At 75.1% G+C, this 14,913-nt stretch carries 15 protein-coding genes; 5 read left to right on the top strand and 10 right to left on the bottom strand.

What is annotated here, in order from left to right; translation table 11 throughout:
• Positions 1-11 precede the first annotated feature (11 nt).
• Both SNE206_RS12485 and SNE206_RS12480 read left to right on the top strand, forming a co-directional pair.
• A complete protein-coding gene (locus tag SNE206_RS12485) occupies positions 12-878 on the top strand; it encodes an ECF subfamily RNA polymerase sigma factor, BldN family (RefSeq protein WP_407913367.1) in 867 nt (288 codons plus the stop codon).
• A 256-nt stretch (positions 879-1,134) separates the two neighbouring features.
• Positions 1,135-2,325, top strand: coding sequence for a DUF5667 domain-containing protein (locus SNE206_RS12480; protein WP_407913366.1), 1,191 nt, complete (start codon positions 1,135-1,137; stop codon positions 2,323-2,325).
• Between the two features lie 161 nt (positions 2,326-2,486).
• On the opposite strand, the gene SNE206_RS12475 is transcribed toward SNE206_RS12480, so the two are convergent.
• The 8 genes from SNE206_RS12475 to proC form a co-directional block, all read right to left on the bottom strand.
• Positions 2,487-3,497: a lysophospholipid acyltransferase family protein gene (locus tag SNE206_RS12475; protein ID WP_407913365.1), complete on the bottom strand. Its 1,011-nt coding sequence runs from the start codon at positions 3,495-3,497 to the stop codon at positions 2,487-2,489.
• Entirely contained in the window at positions 3,494-4,555 is a 1,062-nt protein-coding gene (locus tag SNE206_RS12470; protein WP_407913364.1) for an NAD-dependent epimerase/dehydratase family protein, read from the bottom strand. The genes SNE206_RS12475 and SNE206_RS12470 overlap by 4 nt, the downstream gene beginning before the upstream one ends.
• A gap of 217 nt (positions 4,556-4,772) precedes the next feature.
• Entirely contained in the window at positions 4,773-4,871 is a 99-nt protein-coding gene (locus SNE206_RS12465; protein ID WP_003948845.1) for a 30S ribosomal protein bS22, read from the bottom strand.
• A 120-nt stretch (positions 4,872-4,991) separates the two neighbouring features.
• Entirely contained in the window at positions 4,992-5,201 is a 210-nt protein-coding gene (locus SNE206_RS12460) for a helix-turn-helix domain-containing protein (protein WP_405012763.1), read from the bottom strand.
• Between the two features lie 257 nt (positions 5,202-5,458).
• Positions 5,459-6,658 carry an acetoin utilization protein AcuC gene (locus SNE206_RS12455; RefSeq protein ID WP_407913363.1) on the bottom strand — a complete coding sequence of 400 codons (1,200 nt, stop codon included), beginning with the start codon at positions 6,656-6,658 and terminating at the stop codon, positions 5,459-5,461.
• 42 nt (positions 6,659-6,700) lie between these two features.
• Entirely contained in the window at positions 6,701-7,918 is a 1,218-nt protein-coding gene (locus SNE206_RS12450) for an MFS transporter (RefSeq protein ID WP_407913362.1), read from the bottom strand.
• A gap of 93 nt (positions 7,919-8,011) precedes the next feature.
• On the bottom strand, positions 8,012-8,665 hold the full coding sequence (locus SNE206_RS12445; protein WP_407913361.1) for an HAD family hydrolase: 654 nt from the start codon (positions 8,663-8,665) through the stop codon (positions 8,012-8,014).
• A 41-nt stretch (positions 8,666-8,706) separates the two neighbouring features.
• Entirely contained in the window at positions 8,707-9,528 is an 822-nt protein-coding gene (proC, locus tag SNE206_RS12440) for a pyrroline-5-carboxylate reductase (protein WP_407913360.1), read from the bottom strand.
• A gap of 192 nt (positions 9,529-9,720) precedes the next feature.
• On the opposite strand from proC, the gene SNE206_RS12435 reads away from it, so the two are divergent.
• Positions 9,721-11,301, top strand: a complete 1,581-nt coding sequence (locus SNE206_RS12435) for a PHB depolymerase family esterase (protein WP_407913359.1) — start codon at positions 9,721-9,723, stop codon at positions 11,299-11,301.
• Positions 11,302-11,346: 45 nt separating this feature from the next.
• Here the strand turns inward: SNE206_RS12435 and SNE206_RS12430 are convergent, their stop codons facing one another.
• Together SNE206_RS12430 and SNE206_RS12425 are read right to left on the bottom strand one after the other, a co-directional pair.
• On the bottom strand, positions 11,347-12,234 hold the full coding sequence (locus tag SNE206_RS12430) for a prohibitin family protein (RefSeq protein ID WP_407913358.1): 888 nt from the start codon (positions 12,232-12,234) through the stop codon (positions 11,347-11,349).
• Between the two features lie 121 nt (positions 12,235-12,355).
• Positions 12,356-12,856 (bottom strand): ATP-binding protein, encoded by a 501-nt coding sequence (locus SNE206_RS12425; RefSeq protein WP_407913357.1) that lies wholly within the window; start codon positions 12,854-12,856, stop codon positions 12,356-12,358.
• Between the two features lie 278 nt (positions 12,857-13,134).
• Here SNE206_RS12425 and SNE206_RS12420 point away from each other — a divergent pair, with 278 nt between their 5' ends.
• Together SNE206_RS12420 and SNE206_RS12415 are read left to right on the top strand one after the other, a co-directional pair.
• Positions 13,135-13,584: a hypothetical protein gene (locus SNE206_RS12420; RefSeq protein WP_407913356.1), complete on the top strand. Its 450-nt coding sequence runs from the start codon at positions 13,135-13,137 to the stop codon at positions 13,582-13,584.
• Between the two features lie 104 nt (positions 13,585-13,688).
• The gene (locus tag SNE206_RS12415; RefSeq protein ID WP_407913355.1) at positions 13,689-14,909 is read left to right on the top strand and encodes a hypothetical protein; all 1,221 of its coding nucleotides are present in this window, start codon (positions 13,689-13,691) and stop codon (positions 14,907-14,909) included.
• Positions 14,910-14,913: the final 4 nt, after the last annotated feature.

The raw sequence follows: 14,913 nt of genomic DNA, 5'->3' as shown, positions 1-14,913 counted from the left end.
CTGGGAGTCCCGTGTACCCACCCGTCCGGAACGACGCGCCAGCCACCTCCCGCCCGTCGACCGCCGCCCTGCGCTCCGGCGCCCGGCTGGACCGGCTGTGGGCCGCCATCCGCGAGTTCCACCTGACCGGCCCGCAGCCGGCCCTGGCCGGGGCCGTGTTCGCCGGGCCGCCCGCCGCCCGGGCCGTACCGCCCGCGCGCGCCGCCGGCCAGGGCCGCCTCCTGCGGTCCACCACGACCCCGGCCTCCGCCACCGGCACCCGGGGCCGCACCCTCGGCTCACCCGCCCGCAGCCGCGCCAGGACGGACCGCGGCACCGGCGCCGAGGGCGAGCACAACCCCGTGATGGAACTGGTCGAGCGCGCCCAGGCGGGCGAGAGCGAGGCCTTCGGCGGGCTCTACGACCAGTACGCGGACACCGTGTACCGGTACATCTACTACCGGGTCGGCAGCCGGGCCACCGCCGAGGACCTCACCAGCGAGACCTTCCTGCGCGCCCTGCGCCGGATCGGCACCTTCACCTGGCAGGGCCGCGACTTCGGCGCCTGGCTGGTGACGATCGCGCGCAACCTCGTCGCCGACCACTTCAAGTCCAGCCGGTTCCGGCTGGAGGTCACCACCGGCGAGATGCTGGACTCCAACGAGTGCGAGCGCAGCCCCGAGGAGTCGGTGCTGGAGTCGCTCGCCAACGCGTCGCTGCGCGACGCGGTGCGGCGGCTCAACCCGCAGCAGCAGGAGTGCGTCAACCTCCGTTTCCTGCAGGGCCTCTCGGTCGCCGAGACGGCCCGGATCATGGGCAAGAACGAGGGCGCCATCAAGACGCTCCAGTACCGCGCGGTACGCACCCTGGCCCGCCTGCTGCCCGCGGACGCCCGGTGAGAGCGGTGGCAGGCACGCCCATAGTCGACGGCCCGTCACCGGCCCCCGTGCGCGGACACGGGTGGGTGAATACGCGGTCACATGATCAGCCGTGCGTAACCGACTCCCTGCGCCGCTCGTTGGCCAACGCGGAAACCACCAACGGGCCCGCGGTCAAGCAGGATCGGAACGCGTCACCCGATGGTGTGGTTTCGGCCCGCCGAGACAACCATCCGGCTGGCCACGGTGTCGACAACGACGAAGGGAGGTGCGGCCCGTGACGGCAAACGTGCTGGAACACCGCCGGGCGAAAGCCTTCGCCGAGGCATTGGAGGCCCACCGGACGGACGACGGCCCGGAGGGCGGCCCCGACGGACCCGGGACCGGCGGCGCCCATCGAGCCGGTTCCGCCGCCATGGCGGACCTGCTCGCCACGGCGGCCCTGCTCACCGAACTGCCCGAGCCGGAGTTCGCGGCGGACGCCAAGGCCGTCCAACGCGCCCAGCTCATGGCCGCGTTCGAGCAGGCCTACGCGGGCGGCGGCGGCGCGGCGGTGCCGCGACAGCGGCGCCACCACGCCGTCCGCGCGACCCGCGGACGGTGGGGCCGACGGCTGGCGATCGGCGGCCTGGTCGCCGGCGTCGCGGTGGGCAGCTTCGCCGGGGCGGCGACCGCCAGCGGCAACGCGCTGCCGGGCGACGCGCTGTACGGCATGAAGCGCGGCCTGGAGGGCCTGCGGCTCGACTGGGCGGGCTCCGACTCCGAGCGTGGCGCGCTGCTGCTCCAGCAGGCTTCGACCCGCCTCGACGAGGCGCAGAGCCTGCTCCAGCGGTCCGGTTCGCCGGAGGCCCTCAGCCCGGGCACGGTCGAGCAGGTCAGGCGGGCGCTGGACGAGATGCACGCCGAGGCCGTCCGCGGCCGCGACCTGCTGCGCTCGGTCTACCGCAGCAACGGCTCGCTCGCCCCGATGCGGCAGCTCGCCTCCTTCGCCGACGGCGAGGACGACCGCTGGGCCAGCCTGCACGACCGGCTGCCCGGCCAGCTCGGCGCGCAGGCCGACAAGGTCGACGAGCTGTTCAGCGACATAAGCGAGGACGTCGCGCCGCTGCGGCTCGACCCGCCGGGCACCGGCGGCCAGGACGGCACGGGGAACGGCCAGGGCGGTGGTTCGTCCGACGGCTCGGGCTCCGGCCGGGGCGGCGCGGGAGCGCCGACGACGCACGGCAACGGCACCGCCCCCGGCGGGGCGGCACCGGGCGGCGCCCCGCAGGGCGTCGGCGGGCTGGTCGACGGACTGACCAGCGGCCTCACCGGTGGCGCCGCGAGCGCCTCACCGGCCCCGGGCGCGACCACCGGCGCGGGCGCCTCACCGGCCCCGACCGGATCGTCCACCCCTGCACCGGAGGGCCCCGGCATCACCATCCCGCCGCTGATCCCCGGTCTGCTGCCGGGCCTCACCCTCGGCTGAGTCCGGCCCGCCGCTGCGGCGGCCGTGGGAATCCCCCGAGCTTCCACGGCCGCCGCGGCGTCGCAGCCGGACCTGCCTCCGGGCTGCCGGCGGACCTGCCGTGGGCGGGCCCGCACACCGGGCGCCGGTACCCGGGCCCGCCCGGGTACCGGCGCCCGGTGTCAGAAGAAGACCGACCGCCGCTGCACGAGCAGCGTGTACAGCGTGTGCTGGATGGTCTCGCGCACCTGGTCGGCGAGGTTGAAGACCAGCATCGGGTCGTCCGCGGCCTCCCGCGGGTAGCCGTCCGTCGGGATCGGCTCGCCGAACTGGATCGTCCACTTCGTGGGCAGCGGGATCGCCCCGAGCGGCCCCAGCCACGGGAAGGTCGGCGTGACCGGCACGTACGGCAGCCCCAGCAGCCGGGCCAGCGAGCGGACGTTGCCGATCATCGGGTACGTCTCCTCGGCGCCGACGATCGAGCACGGCACGATCGGCACACCGGCCCGCAGGGCGGACGAGACGAAGCCGCCGCGGCCGAAGCGCTGCAGCTTGTAGCGCTCGGAGAACGGCTTGCCGATGCCCTTGAAGCCCTCCGGCCAGACGCCGACCACCTCGCCGCGCTCCAGGAGCGCCTGGGCGTCCTCGTTGCACGCCAGGGTGTGACCCGCCTTGCGGGCCAGCTCGTTGACGACCGGCAGCACGAAGACCAGGTCGGCGGCGAGCATCCGCAGGTGCCGTTTCTGCGGATGGTGGTCGTGGATGGCGACCTGGGTCATCAGCGCGTCGAGCGGCACGGTGCCGGAGTGGTTGGCGACGATCAGCACGCCGCCCTCGGCGGGGATGTTCTCCGCGCCGCGCACCTCCACCCGGAAGTACTTCTCGGCGAGCGGCCGCAGCAGCGAGAGGAACACCTCCTCGGTGAGCTCCCGGTCGAAGCCGAACTCGTCGATCTCGTAGTCGCCGGTGATCCGGCGCCGCAGGAAGCCCAGGCCGCTCGCCGCACGGTCCTCCCAGCCCTTGCCGAGCACCTTGGTGGCGGTCGCGCCGAGCCGGCCCGCCAGGGCCCCTCCCACGGCGTCCGCGATGCGGTCGGCGATCCCTCCGGGGGCCTCGCCGGGGTGCCAGCTGGGTGCGGACTCGATCGGGATGACCTTGGCCTCGGCCGGTTCGGTCCTGCGGGCTGCGGTCATCGCGGCATCGGCTCCTCGGTGGTTCGGGTGTCCCCGCGGCCGAGCAGGGCGGCCAGGCGGTCGGTGGCGGCGGCGAGCCGCTCGGGCGGCAGCAGCCCGCTCCCGCGGGCCGCCGCGAAGTCGGCGAAGGCCTCCGCCGTGGTCCAGCGCGGCGTGTGGCCGAAGGTCTCGCGGAGCTGGGCGGTGTCGACCACCCGCCCGTGGGTGAGCAGCTGGATCAGTTCGGGCGAGATGTCCGCGGCCCTGGTCTGCCGGGCCAGCCCGGCGACCACGCCGAGGGCCGTCCGCAGCAGCGGCACGGTGGGCCGGCCGAGCCGGCGGGCGCACTGCGAGAGCAGCAGCACGCCGTCCCCGGCGACGTTGAAGGTGCCGGTGTTGGCGGTGCCGGGGCGCGGGTCGAGGGCGGCGAGGCGGAGCACCTCGACGGCGTCGTCCTCGTGGACGAACTGCAGCCGGGGGTCGCGGCCGAGCACGGTGGGCAGCACCGGCAGGGAGAAGTACGCGCAGAGCGGGGTGTCGCCCGCCGGGCCGACGATGTTGGCGAAGCGCAGCACGGTCACGGCGACGTCGGGGCGGCGGCGGGCGAAGCCGCGCACGTAGCCCTCGACCTCGGCGGCGTCGCGGGCGAAGCCGCCCGCGGGCAGCCCCTTGGGCTGCATCCGCTCGCCGAAGACGGCCGGGTCGCGCGGGGCCGAGCCGTACACGCCGGTGGTCGACTTCACCACGAGGCGGCGCACGCCGGGGGCCTTCTGGCAGGCACCGAGCAACTGCATGGTGCCGATGACGTTGGTCTCCTTGACGGCGGGCCGGCCGCCGGGGCCCATCGCGGAGACGTTGAGGTGCACGACGGTGTCGACGCCGTGGTCGGCGACGACCCGGGCGACGGCGGGACGGCGCAGGTCGACGCGGACGAACTCGACGCCCTCCGGGAGGTCCTCGCCCGGTGGCCGGACGTCCAGCCCGACCACCCGGTCGACGCCTTCGGAGCGGGCGATCGCGGCCGCGAAGCGGGCTCCGAGGTGCCGGGCCACACCGGTGACGAGCACGGTTCTGCCCACGCTGCTGCGCCTCCTCGGTTTCGCCCTGCGTGCACCGTACCGTGCGGACGTTCCGGGGCTGCACGGGCGCCACGCCGTCCGCACGCACCGGGCCCGGACACGTCACTGCCCGCCCGGGCGGGGCCCGGGCGGGCAGTGCGGACACCTGGTGCGCGCGAGGCGGCCATCGGTGTAGCGGCTGGCCCCCCGCGTGAGCGGGAAGTAGTCCGGCCGCGGGTTACTTCTTGTTGCGACGCTGCACGCGAGTCCGCTTCAGAAGCTTGCGGTGCTTCTTCTTGGCCATACGCTTGCGACGCTTCTTGATGACAGAGCCCACGGAACAACCCTCGCTCACTCGGACCCCGTCCATGGGAGACGGGAGTCCATACGACTGACGGAGGGCCCAGCCTACCTTCCGCTCCGGGTAAGCCGTAATCCTGCCCTGTCCGTGTCCGGCCTACGCGCTTTCGAGACGCACGTAGGACTCCTTCAGATACGCGTGGACCGCCTGCTCGGGGACACGGAAGGAGCGCCCGACCCGGATGGCCGGGAGCTCTCCGCTGTGCACCAGCCGGTACACCGTCATCTTGGAGACCCTCATGACCGCGGCCACTTCGGCCACGGTCAGGAAGGCGACTTCCTGCAGGGGGCGTTCGCCGGAACTCATGACCATCACCCGACCCTTACCCGTGTGCAAGGCACCGGCTTCCCCTCCGGTGACTCCACCGGCACACGTGTATCCCCAGAGTAGTTATGGGTGGTACCAGTGGGAAGAGGGGGATGCCCAGTCTCTGTACGGTGCGGCATCCCCCCGTTGCAGTACGTAGCCGATCGGCGTCTGGCGCAGAAGGACCGGGCCCGAACGGCCCCTGCGGGCGTACGGGAGCACGGGCCCGGCGCGCGGGGCGCACCGGGCCGGGCGGGTCAGGGCAGCAGGCCGTGGTGCGGCAGGACGGCCCGGCGGGCGGCGAGGATCGCCTGGTCGAGGCGGGAGCCCGGGTCGTAGCCGTGTTCGTGGAAGTCGCGCCAGTCCGCGGGCGCGCCGTCGGTCATCCGCAGCGGCGCCTGCTGCCGGGTGCGGCGGTACACCTCCGCGCGCCACTCCTCCGGGGTTTCGGCCGTGGGGTCGACGGGTCGCCCGGCGGCGGTGGCGACCAGGTGCGTCCAGGTCCGCGGGACGACGTCGACCACGGCGTAGCCGCCTCCGCCGAGGGCGACCCAGCGGCCGTCGGCGTGCTCGTGGGCGAGCCGGTGGAGCGATTCGGCGACCACGCGCTGGGCGTCGACGGTGACGGCGAGGTGGGCGAGCGGGTCCTCGACGTGGGTGTCGGCGCCGTGCTGGGAGACGATCACCTGCGGGCGGAACCCGGCGAGCAGGTCGGGCACGAGGGCGTGGAAGGCGCGCAGCCAGCCGGCGTCGCCGGTGCCGGCCGGCAGCGGCAGGTTGGCGGCGCTGCCGGGGGCGTCCTCGCCGCCGGTCTCGGTCGACCAGCCGGTCTCCGGGAAGAGCGTCGCCGGGTTCTCGTGCAGCGAGACCGTCAGCACCCGCGGGTCGTTCCAGAAGGCCTGCTGCACGCCGTCGCCGTGGTGCACGTCGACGTCGACGTAGGCGACGCGCTCCGCACCGAGCTCCAGCAGCCGGGCGACGGCCAGTGCGGGGTCGTTGTAGACGCAGAATCCGGAGGCGCGGTCCGGCATGGCGTGGTGCAGGCCGCCTGCGAAGTTCACCGCGTGCCGGGCCTCGCCGCGCCACACCGCCTCGGCGGCGGCGACGGACTGCCCGGCGATCAGGGCGGAGGCGGTGTGCAGGGCCGGGAAGGCCCAGTTGTCGTCGGTGCCCAGGCCGTGGCGGAGGTCGGTGCCGTCCGGGTCGGCGGCGGCCCGGCGGACGGCGGCGATGTACTCGGTGGTGTGCACGAGGCGCAGGGTGGAGTCGCCGGCGGCGGGCGCGGAGCGCAGGGTGACCCCGGGGCCGCTGCTGAGGCCGTACGCGTCGACGAGGTGCTTGGTGAGCGCGAGCCGGGTGGGATCCATGGGGTGGCCGGGGCCGAAGTCGTACGCGGTCACCGCGTCGTCCCAGAAGAGGTGCAGGCCGCAGGAGGTGTCACGCTCGGCGTCGGGCATGCCTCCACCGTAGTGGGTGGGTGCGGGCGGGACGCAGGGGGTTCAGGGCGTGCGGACGGGCTCGGTGACCTGCGGGGCCGGTGCGGGCGCGAAGTGCCCGGCGAGCGGTACGACGAGCAGCACGAGCAGCATCGGGGCGAGCATCGCGACCCGGTACGAGCCCGCGTCGCCGATCGCGCCGACCAGGGGCGAGCCGATCAGGAAGCCGGCGTAGTTGAAGAGGTTGAGGCGGGCGACGGCGGCGTCCGAGCCGTCGGGGAAGAGGCGTCCGCCGGCCGCGAAGACCTGCGGGATGATCGCGCAGAGGCCGAACCCGAGCAGGGTGAACGCCGCGATGCCCGCCCACGGGGCCGGGGCGGCCGCGGCGGCCAGGAAGCCGAGCGCGGCGGTGGCGGCGCCGATCCGCACCACCGGCACGGCGCCGAACCGCTGGACGGCGCGGTCGCCGACGGTGCGGCCGGCGAGCATCGCCACCATGTAGCCGAGGTAGGCGAGCTTGGCGACGTCGTCGGGGCTGTGCAGGGTGTCGGTGAGGTACTTGACGCTGTAGTTGGAGACCGACGCGTCCGCGATGTAGGCGAACGCCATCACGGCGCAGAGCGGCAGCAGCGGGCGCCAGGGGATGGCCCGCCCGGCGGCCTCCACGGCCTCGCGGACGGCGTTGCCGAGCTCGGCCGGTCCGGGGAAGCGGGTGCCGGCGAGCAGCGCCGCGGGGACGAGCACCGCGGCGGCGCCGCCGAACAGCACGGCGAGCGACACCCCGCCGTGCGCGCCGAGGCCGGCCACCGCCGCACCGGCGATGCCGCCCAGGCTGAACGCGGCGTGGAAGCCGAGCATGATGCTGCGCCCGTAGCGGTGCTGCAGGCCGACGCCGAGCATGTTCATCGAGGCGTCCAGGGCGCCCACCAGCAGGCCGAACGCGGCCAGGGCGAGGGCGAGCTGCCACAGCTCCGAGCCGAGCCCGACGGCGGCCAGGGCGAGGCACACGGCGGGCTGCACGACCCGCAGGACGACGCGGGCACCGACGCGCCCGGCCAGCCGCTCGGAGGCGATCGAGCCGGCCCCCGCGAGCACCGGGACGGCTGCCAGGAAGACCGGCAGCAGGGCGTCGCCCAGCCCGTACTGCCGCTGGATCTCCGGGATGCAGGTGACGAGCAGGGCGAAGGCCACGCCCTGCAGCAGGAAACTCGCGGCGAGGGCGGCACGGGCCTGCCGGAGGCGTCCTGCGGTTGCTGCCTGCATCAGAACCCCGCTGCTCATGGGTACGGCGATGTTGGCGAGAGCGTAGGTCCTGCGGCCCGGTTCCGGGAGGGGGTCAGGGCTGCGGGTTTCGGCGGGCCGGCGGCCGGGGGCTCAGCGGTCCAGCAGGGCGAGCACCTGGGCCGGGTCGGTGAACAGCCCGGTGGCGCCCGCGGCGGTGAGGCGCGCCGGGTCGGTGAGGGCGGCGTAGCCGTACACGTCCATCCCGGCGGCGCGGGCGGCGAGGACGCCGTTGGGGCTGTCCTCCAGGACGAGGCAGCGCCCGGGCGGCACGCCCAGCGTGCGGGCGGCGTGCTGGAAGAGGTCCGGGGCGGGCTTGCCGACGCCGACGTCCTCGGCGCTGAAGATCCGCTCCTCGGCGAGGTGCCCGCGCAGGCCGGTGAGGTCGAGGGCGGTGCGGATCCACGTGTGCGCGGCGGAGGACGCCAGGCAGTACGGGACCTCGCGCTGCCGCAGCTCCTTCAGCAGCTCCCCGGCGCCGCGGACCGCCACGAGCTCGGCCTCGAACGCCGCGAAGACGCGGGCGTGGAACAGGTCGTCGAAGCCCTCGGGCAGCCGGGCGCCGTGCCGCTCCAGGATCACGTCGTGCACGCGGTGGGAGGCCGTGCCCATGAAGTCACGGTAGGAGTCCTCGACCGTGGTCGGGTGGCCGAGCTCGGTCAGGTACTCGGCGAGCACCCGGTTGGAGATCGGCTCGCTGTCCACCAGCACGCCGTCGTTGTCGAAGATCACCAGGTCGTAGCTCACCGGGCGAGCCTACCGGGCCGGGCCGGACGGGTGTCCGCCCGCTACTTCCCGCCGGCGGCGAGCTCGCGGGAGCGGTCGCGGGCGGCCTCCAGGGCGCCGAGCAGGGCCGCGCGGACGCCGTGGTTCTCCAGCTCGCGGATGGCCGCGATGGTGGTGCCCGCCGGGGAGGTCACCGCCTCGCGGAGCTTGACGGGGTGTTCGCCGGAGTCGCGGAGCATGACGGAGGCGCCGATCGCGGACTGCACGATGAGGTCGTGCGCGACGTGCCGGGGCAGGCCGAGCAGGATGCCGGCGTCGGTCATCGCCTCGACGAGGAAGTAGAAGTACGCCGGGCCGGAGCCGGACAGCGCGGTGGCCGCGTCCTGCTGCGACTCGGGCAGGCGGATCGCCTTGCCGACCGAGCGGAAGATCTCCTCGGTGCGCAGCAGGTGGGCCTCGGAGGCGTGCGAGCCGCCGGAGATGACGCTCATGCCCTCGTCCACCAGCACCGGGGTGTTCGGCATGACGCGGACCACCGGGGTGCCGGCGGCGAGCCGCTCCTCGAACCACGCGGTGGGGATGCCGGCCGCGGCGGAGACGACCAGCCGGTCGGCGGCGACGTGCGGGGCGAGCTCGTCGAGCAGGGTGCCCATGTCCTGCGGCTTGACCGCGAGGATCAGGGTGTCGGCGAGCTTGGCGGCCTCGGCGTTGGTGACGACGGTGACGCCGTGACGGGCGGCGAGCTCGACCGCGCGCTCGGGGCGGCGGGCGGTCACCAGGACGTCGGCCGGATCCGTGCCGGCCCGCAGCAGGCCGGAGAGCAGGGCCTCGCCGATCTTGCCGGTGCCGAGGAAGGCGATCTTCTGTCCGGGTGCGCTGGCCATGGGTCCGCTCCTTCGTACGGTGCTTGCGGCCATCCTCGCACCGGCACCCGCGGGCGGGCCGAGCCGTCCGAACGGTGGGCAATGTGGCGCGCCGCCACCCGGCGCGGCCCGCGGTGTCCGCCGGTACCGTGCCGGGCGGTCCGGCCCGGCTCGTACGGTCGCCTCCCCCCACCTGTGAGGAGCCGCACGACCATGACGACGTACGACGTGAGACAACGGTGGCGGGCGGCGCTGGCGCTGCTCGCCGTGGCCGCCGCGGCGGTGCTCGGGCTCGGCCACGGCACGGCCCGCGCCGCCGGCACCGTCCAGGTCACCGGGTTCGGCTCGAACCCGGGCAACCTGCTGATGTACCGCTACACCCCGGCCGGTCTGCCGTCGGGGCGCCCCGTCGTGGTGGCGCTGCACGGCTGCACGCAGAGCGCCTCGTACGGCGACGCGGCCGGCTGGACGCGCTGGGCGGACGCCTGGGGCTTCGCGCTGGTGACGCCGCAGCAGCAGGCCGCCAACAACTCGTCGCAGTGCTTCAACTGGTTCCAGCCGGGCGACTTCTCGCGCGACCAGGGCGAGGCCCTGTCGATCCGTCAGATGGTCGCGAAGACCGTCGCCGACCTCGGCAGCGACCCGGGCCGGGTGTACGTGACCGGGCTGTCCGCGGGCGGGGCGATGACCGCCGCGCTGCTCGCCGACTACCCGGACGTGTTCGCGGGCGGCGCCGTGGTCGCCGGCCTGCCGTACCACTGCGCCACCTCGACGGTCGAGGCGTCGGTGAACTGCATGACGCAGGGCACGGTGAAGACCCCGCAGCAGTGGGGCGACCTCGCCCGGCAGGCGTACCCGTCGTGGACCGGCGCCCGGCCGAAGGTCTCGATCTGGCAGGGCACCGCGGACTCGGTCGTGAAGCCGGTCAACCTGACCGAGCTGATGAAGCAGTGGACGGACGTCACCGGCACCGGCCAGACCCCGGCGGTCAGCGAGACCGTCGGCGGCTTCCCCCACCAGGTGTACCGCGACGCGTCCGGCGCCGACCGGGTCGAGACGTACGCGATCACCGGCATGAACCACGGCCAGCCCGTCGACCCGGGCAGCGGGGCGCAGCAGTGCGGCACCGCGGGCGCGTACGTGCTGGACGTCGACCTCTGCGCCTCGTACCGGATCGGGCGCTTCTGGGGCCTGGACGGCGGCACCTCCTCGCCGTCCCCGTCGCCGTCGCACTCCCCGTCGCCGTCGCCGACCGGTGGCAGCGGCAGCGTCACGCTCACCGACGACACCGCCCGGGACGGCTACGTGAAGGCCGCGGCCGACGGGAGCTCCCCCGCCCTCGGCACGCTGGCGGACAGCCTGGGCCTGGCCGTCGGCCGCGGCACGGACGGCAGGCAGAACCGCGCGCTGTTCTCCTTCGACACCTCGGCCGTCCCGGCCGGCGCCACCGTCACGGGGGCCCGGCTGACCGTCGGCTACGGCAGCGGCAGCGGAAACCCGTGGGCGTCGGCGCAGTTGGCGGTCGACGTGCGCAACGGCTGCTTCGGCGCGGCCTGCACGACCGGGACGGACGACTGGTCGGCCGCCGCGAGCGCCGCGTCGGTCGCCACCGTCGGGGCGTTCGGCTCCGGCAGCACGGTGTCGAGCGGCTTCACGGCGGCCGGTCTGGCGGCGATCACCCCGGGGTCGACGGTGCAGCTGCGGCTCGCCTTCGACCAGGCGCCCGCCTCCACCGCGTACGTCTTCCTGAAGCGCGGTGCGGGCGCCACGCTGACGGTGGACTGGACGCTCTGATCCGGCGCGGCCGCCCGGGGAGCGGACCCCGGGCGGCCGGCGCGGTCAGCGCTTGGTGCCGTCGACGATGACCGGGCTGCCGACGGAGCCGCACGGGCTCGCGTAGACCGGGTTCTTCTCGGCGGCGGCCTTGAAGGCGTCGATGCACTGGCTCATGAGCATGCGGTCGGTCAGCGAGTCGGCGATGGCCCGGTTGGCGGCGGCCGTGCTCTCGGAGTCGATCTTCCGCTTCTCGGCCTCGGCCTTGGCGGTGCGCACCGCGGCCTCGGCCTGGGCGGTCGCCTGGTCCTGCTGGATCTTCTGGTCGATCGCGTGCTGCAGGCTGTCGCTGGGCTTGACGTTGCGCAGGTTGACGCCGTTGACGAGGATGCCGCGCGGGGCCAGGCGGGCGGTGACGAGCCGCTCTATCTCGGCGCTGATGGCCTCGCGCTGGGAGCTGTACCCCTCGACGCCGGTGTGCCGGGCGAAGACGTTGCGGACGATCTCCCGGGTGTCCGGGTAGACGAGGCGCTGCTGGACGGCGTCCGCGCTGCCCGCCAGCCGGTAGAGCGCCAGGGTGTGCTGCGGGTCGATGGACCACTTCACGGTGAGGTCGGCGTAGAGCACGCCGCCCTCGGAGGAGCGGACCTCCACGGTGTCCTTGCCGGTGAGGTCGAGGTCGGCGGGCCGGGTCGAGAAGGTGGTGACGCCGGTCAGCGGCGACTTCAGGTGCAGCCCGGGCTTCCAGGTGCCCCCGACCTTGCCGAGCGTGGTGGGCACGGCCACCTCGTACGGCGCGACGACGTGCACGAGGGTGGTCAGGCCGAGGACGAGGCCGACGAGCGCGCAGACCACGCCCGACACGGTGGCGGCGAGCGAGTCGACGACCCGGCGCCGGCGCAGGACGAGCAGGACGACGCCGGCGAGCAGCAGCAGGACGGAGAGGTAGAGCATCAGGGTTGGTCCCTCGGGCCGTAACAGCAGGACGGCCGGAGCCTAGGGGCCCGCGGGCCGCCCGGAGCCTTCGTTCGAACGATGTTCGGCCGGAGTTGGCCGGACGTCCACCGACGGGGTGTCACCGCTCCGCCCCGCCGGGCCTGCAGACGCACCACACGACCTTGCCGACCCCGCCCGCCCGGGCCCGCACGCCCCACTCCGCGGCGAGCGCCTCGACCACCCGCAGGCCGCGGCCCGACTCGTCGGCCTCGCCGGGCGTGCGGAGCACCGGCTCGTCGGCGCAGGCGTCGTGCACCTCGATGCAGAGGGCGCCGCCGGTGTACTCGAAGGCGACGAGGACGAGCCGGCCGGGCGGGACGCTGCCGTGCCCGACCGCGTTGGCGACGAGCTCGCCCACCAGCTGCTCGGCGGCGTCGGCCAGCGGCCCGCTGCCGGGGCGGGCCGCGAGGTAGGCGCGCAGCCGCCGCCGCGCCGCACCCGCGGACTTGCGGTGCCGGGGCAGCCAGCACTCCTGGCGCGCGGCGCCGGGCAGGGCGGGGGCCGCCGGGGCGGAGGTCGACGGGGCGGGCGCCGGGCAGGGCGTCGGGCAGGGCAGGGGCGGGGTGAGCGTTTCGGGCATGGCACGGCCCCTCTGGGTCACGCCGGGATGCGGCCCGGCGGCACGGCGGTCGGTCATGAGCATGATCGACCCCGCGCCGCGCCCGGCGCGCCGCTTGTCGTGTTCCGCTGCCGCACGGCCCGCCGGGCGGGTACGGTGGCGGGCTGCCCGCCCGCGCCCCTGCGCCCCCGCGGCACCGCGGGTGCCGCGTGCACACCCGCCGGCCGCCCCCGGCGTCCGGGGAAACTCGGGGATGACCCCTATGGATTTCCAGGGCCCCACGGGCGCACCGTGGAGGTATGACCAACGGAGATTTGTCGCGAAGTGAAAGCCGTCAGGTCGCCGTCGCCGCGGCGACCCTGGGTCCGTGGCGCACGGCCGCGGCCGTGGGCACCGTGGTCGGCGGAGCCGCCCTCGGGGTGAACGTCGTCACCGGCAACTGGTCGCTGGACATCCTGGCCGGTCCGGTGGGCCTCGGCCTGTTCTTCTTCTTCCTCGTCGGCACGGTCGGCGGCCGGCTCCGCCGGGACACCGGCGACCGGCGGCTGCAGCGCTGGGCCGACGCCCACCCGTGGGAGTCCGCCCTGCCCGCGGCCGGGGCGCTGTGGGTGACCACCACGCTGGCGATGACGCTGCTCGGGAGTTCCGGATTCTTCGGGGCGCTGTTCGCGTCGCTGCTCCCGGCCGGGCTGCTGCTGGTGATCGCCGGCGTGGTCGGCTCGGTGAAGCGGTCCCGGAAGCGCGCCTGACGGACGGACGTACGGGGTGAAATCCCCCCGGACCGGCGGCGGTCCGGGGGCCCGTGCGGCACCCCCCGGGGAACGTGTCGGCGCGGCTCTGCATACTGGCGCGCGTGCCGATAGTCGATGAGCCCGGGCCGCGCCCTGACGACCCGTTCGAGAACCTCGTGCTGGACGAGGACTTCGTCCGCGGGGCCGACGTGAAGGAGCAGTCGGGCCGGGCCCGGATGCTCGCCGCCCGCTGGAAGCAGCAGCCGCCGGACCCCGAGCCGTGGCGGGCGTCCGCCGACCGGGCACCGGCCCCCCGCCGGCGCTTCGGGCGGCGGCCGAAGCCGGTCGACCCGTGGGGGCGCCGCCGGAAGCGCACCTGGCAGACGCCGGTGTTCGTCGTGCTGGCCGCCGCGGTCACCCTGGCCGCGCTCAACGTCGACCGGCTGAACGGCTGGTACGAGGGACGCCGGGAGTCGTCCGCGCTGCCCGCCGTCGCCCCGGAGACCGCCTCGCCCACCGCGGCGCCGCCCGCCGTCGACCCGGACACCCCGACCGCCGACCGCCCGTGGGCGGGCTCGCCCGCCGAGGCGTGGCCGTCCGGCGCGAACGGCATCGAGCTGCCCCCCGCCCAGGCCCTCGGGGTGTTCGACAGGACCCAGGTCGCCGCCCAGCTCAAGGCGGTGAAGGACTACCTGGTGCTCGCCCACCTCGACCCGGCGACGCTGGCGGGCGGCACGCCGGCCGCCGCCCTGGCCCTGCTCGACCGCAAGGACCGCGCCGAGCTGGAGGCCGCGCTCGCGCACCCCACCGCGGAGCACGACCCGGTGGTGTGGCTGAGCCGCTTCGACCCGCGCCTGGCCGTTCCCGTCACCGAGGTGGTCAAGGTGCTGGGCCGGACGACCTTCGAGAGCGACGGCGACCGCGGCGTCCTGGTGCACACCGACTACACCTACGTCTACGCGCTGCGGCCGGGCCCGGACGTCGGGCGGGCCCCGGCCTCGCCCGCCGCGGGCGCCACGGCCAGGCCGGTCGGCTGGACGACCGCGGGCGGCGACGTCCGGGTGGAGCGCGAGATCGTCCGGCGTCAGCAGGACTTCCGCTTCTACAACCCGGCGCGCTACCAGGTGCAGCGCGGCAAGCTGGTCCTCGACAAGGGGCAGAGCGCCTTCGGCAACAACGTCTGCACGATGGGCAGCGGCTACCTGGTGACCAGCTTCCCCGGGTCGGCCGAGGACGACGGGCCCTCGGGCGCCCCGACGGGCGGCCCGACGACGGACCCGTACGACCGCAGGACGCCGCTGGAGGAGGGCGACGGCGGCTGCGGCGCGCTGTCGCGCACCTGAGGCC

The organism is Kitasatospora sp. NE20-6 (genome assembly GCF_045862635.1).
This window is presented reverse-complemented; position numbering and strand designations above follow the sequence as displayed.

Bases quoted from the DNA above. Each gene is read 5' to 3' on its own strand.
- SNE206_RS12475 (WP_407913365.1), bottom strand. From the start codon at position 3,497: ATGACCGCAGCCCGCAGGACCGAACCGGCCGAGGCCAAGGTCATCCCG.
- SNE206_RS12460 (WP_405012763.1), bottom strand. From the start codon at position 5,201: ATGAGTTCCGGCGAACGCCCCCTGCAGGAAGTCGCCTTCCTGACCGTG.
- SNE206_RS12455 (WP_407913363.1), bottom strand. From the start codon at position 6,658: ATGCCCGACGCCGAGCGTGACACCTCCTGCGGCCTGCACCTCTTCTGG.
- SNE206_RS12450 (WP_407913362.1), bottom strand. From the start codon at position 7,918: ATGAGCAGCGGGGTTCTGATGCAGGCAGCAACCGCAGGACGCCTCCGG.
- proC (WP_407913360.1), bottom strand. From the start codon at position 9,528: ATGGCCAGCGCACCCGGACAGAAGATCGCCTTCCTCGGCACCGGCAAG.
- SNE206_RS12435 (WP_407913359.1), top strand. From the start codon at position 9,721: ATGACGACGTACGACGTGAGACAACGGTGGCGGGCGGCGCTGGCGCTG.
- SNE206_RS12430 (WP_407913358.1), bottom strand. From the start codon at position 12,234: ATGCTCTACCTCTCCGTCCTGCTGCTGCTCGCCGGCGTCGTCCTGCTC.
- SNE206_RS12425 (WP_407913357.1), bottom strand. From the start codon at position 12,856: ATGCCCGAAACGCTCACCCCGCCCCTGCCCTGCCCGACGCCCTGCCCG.
- SNE206_RS12420 (WP_407913356.1), top strand. From the start codon at position 13,135: ATGACCAACGGAGATTTGTCGCGAAGTGAAAGCCGTCAGGTCGCCGTC.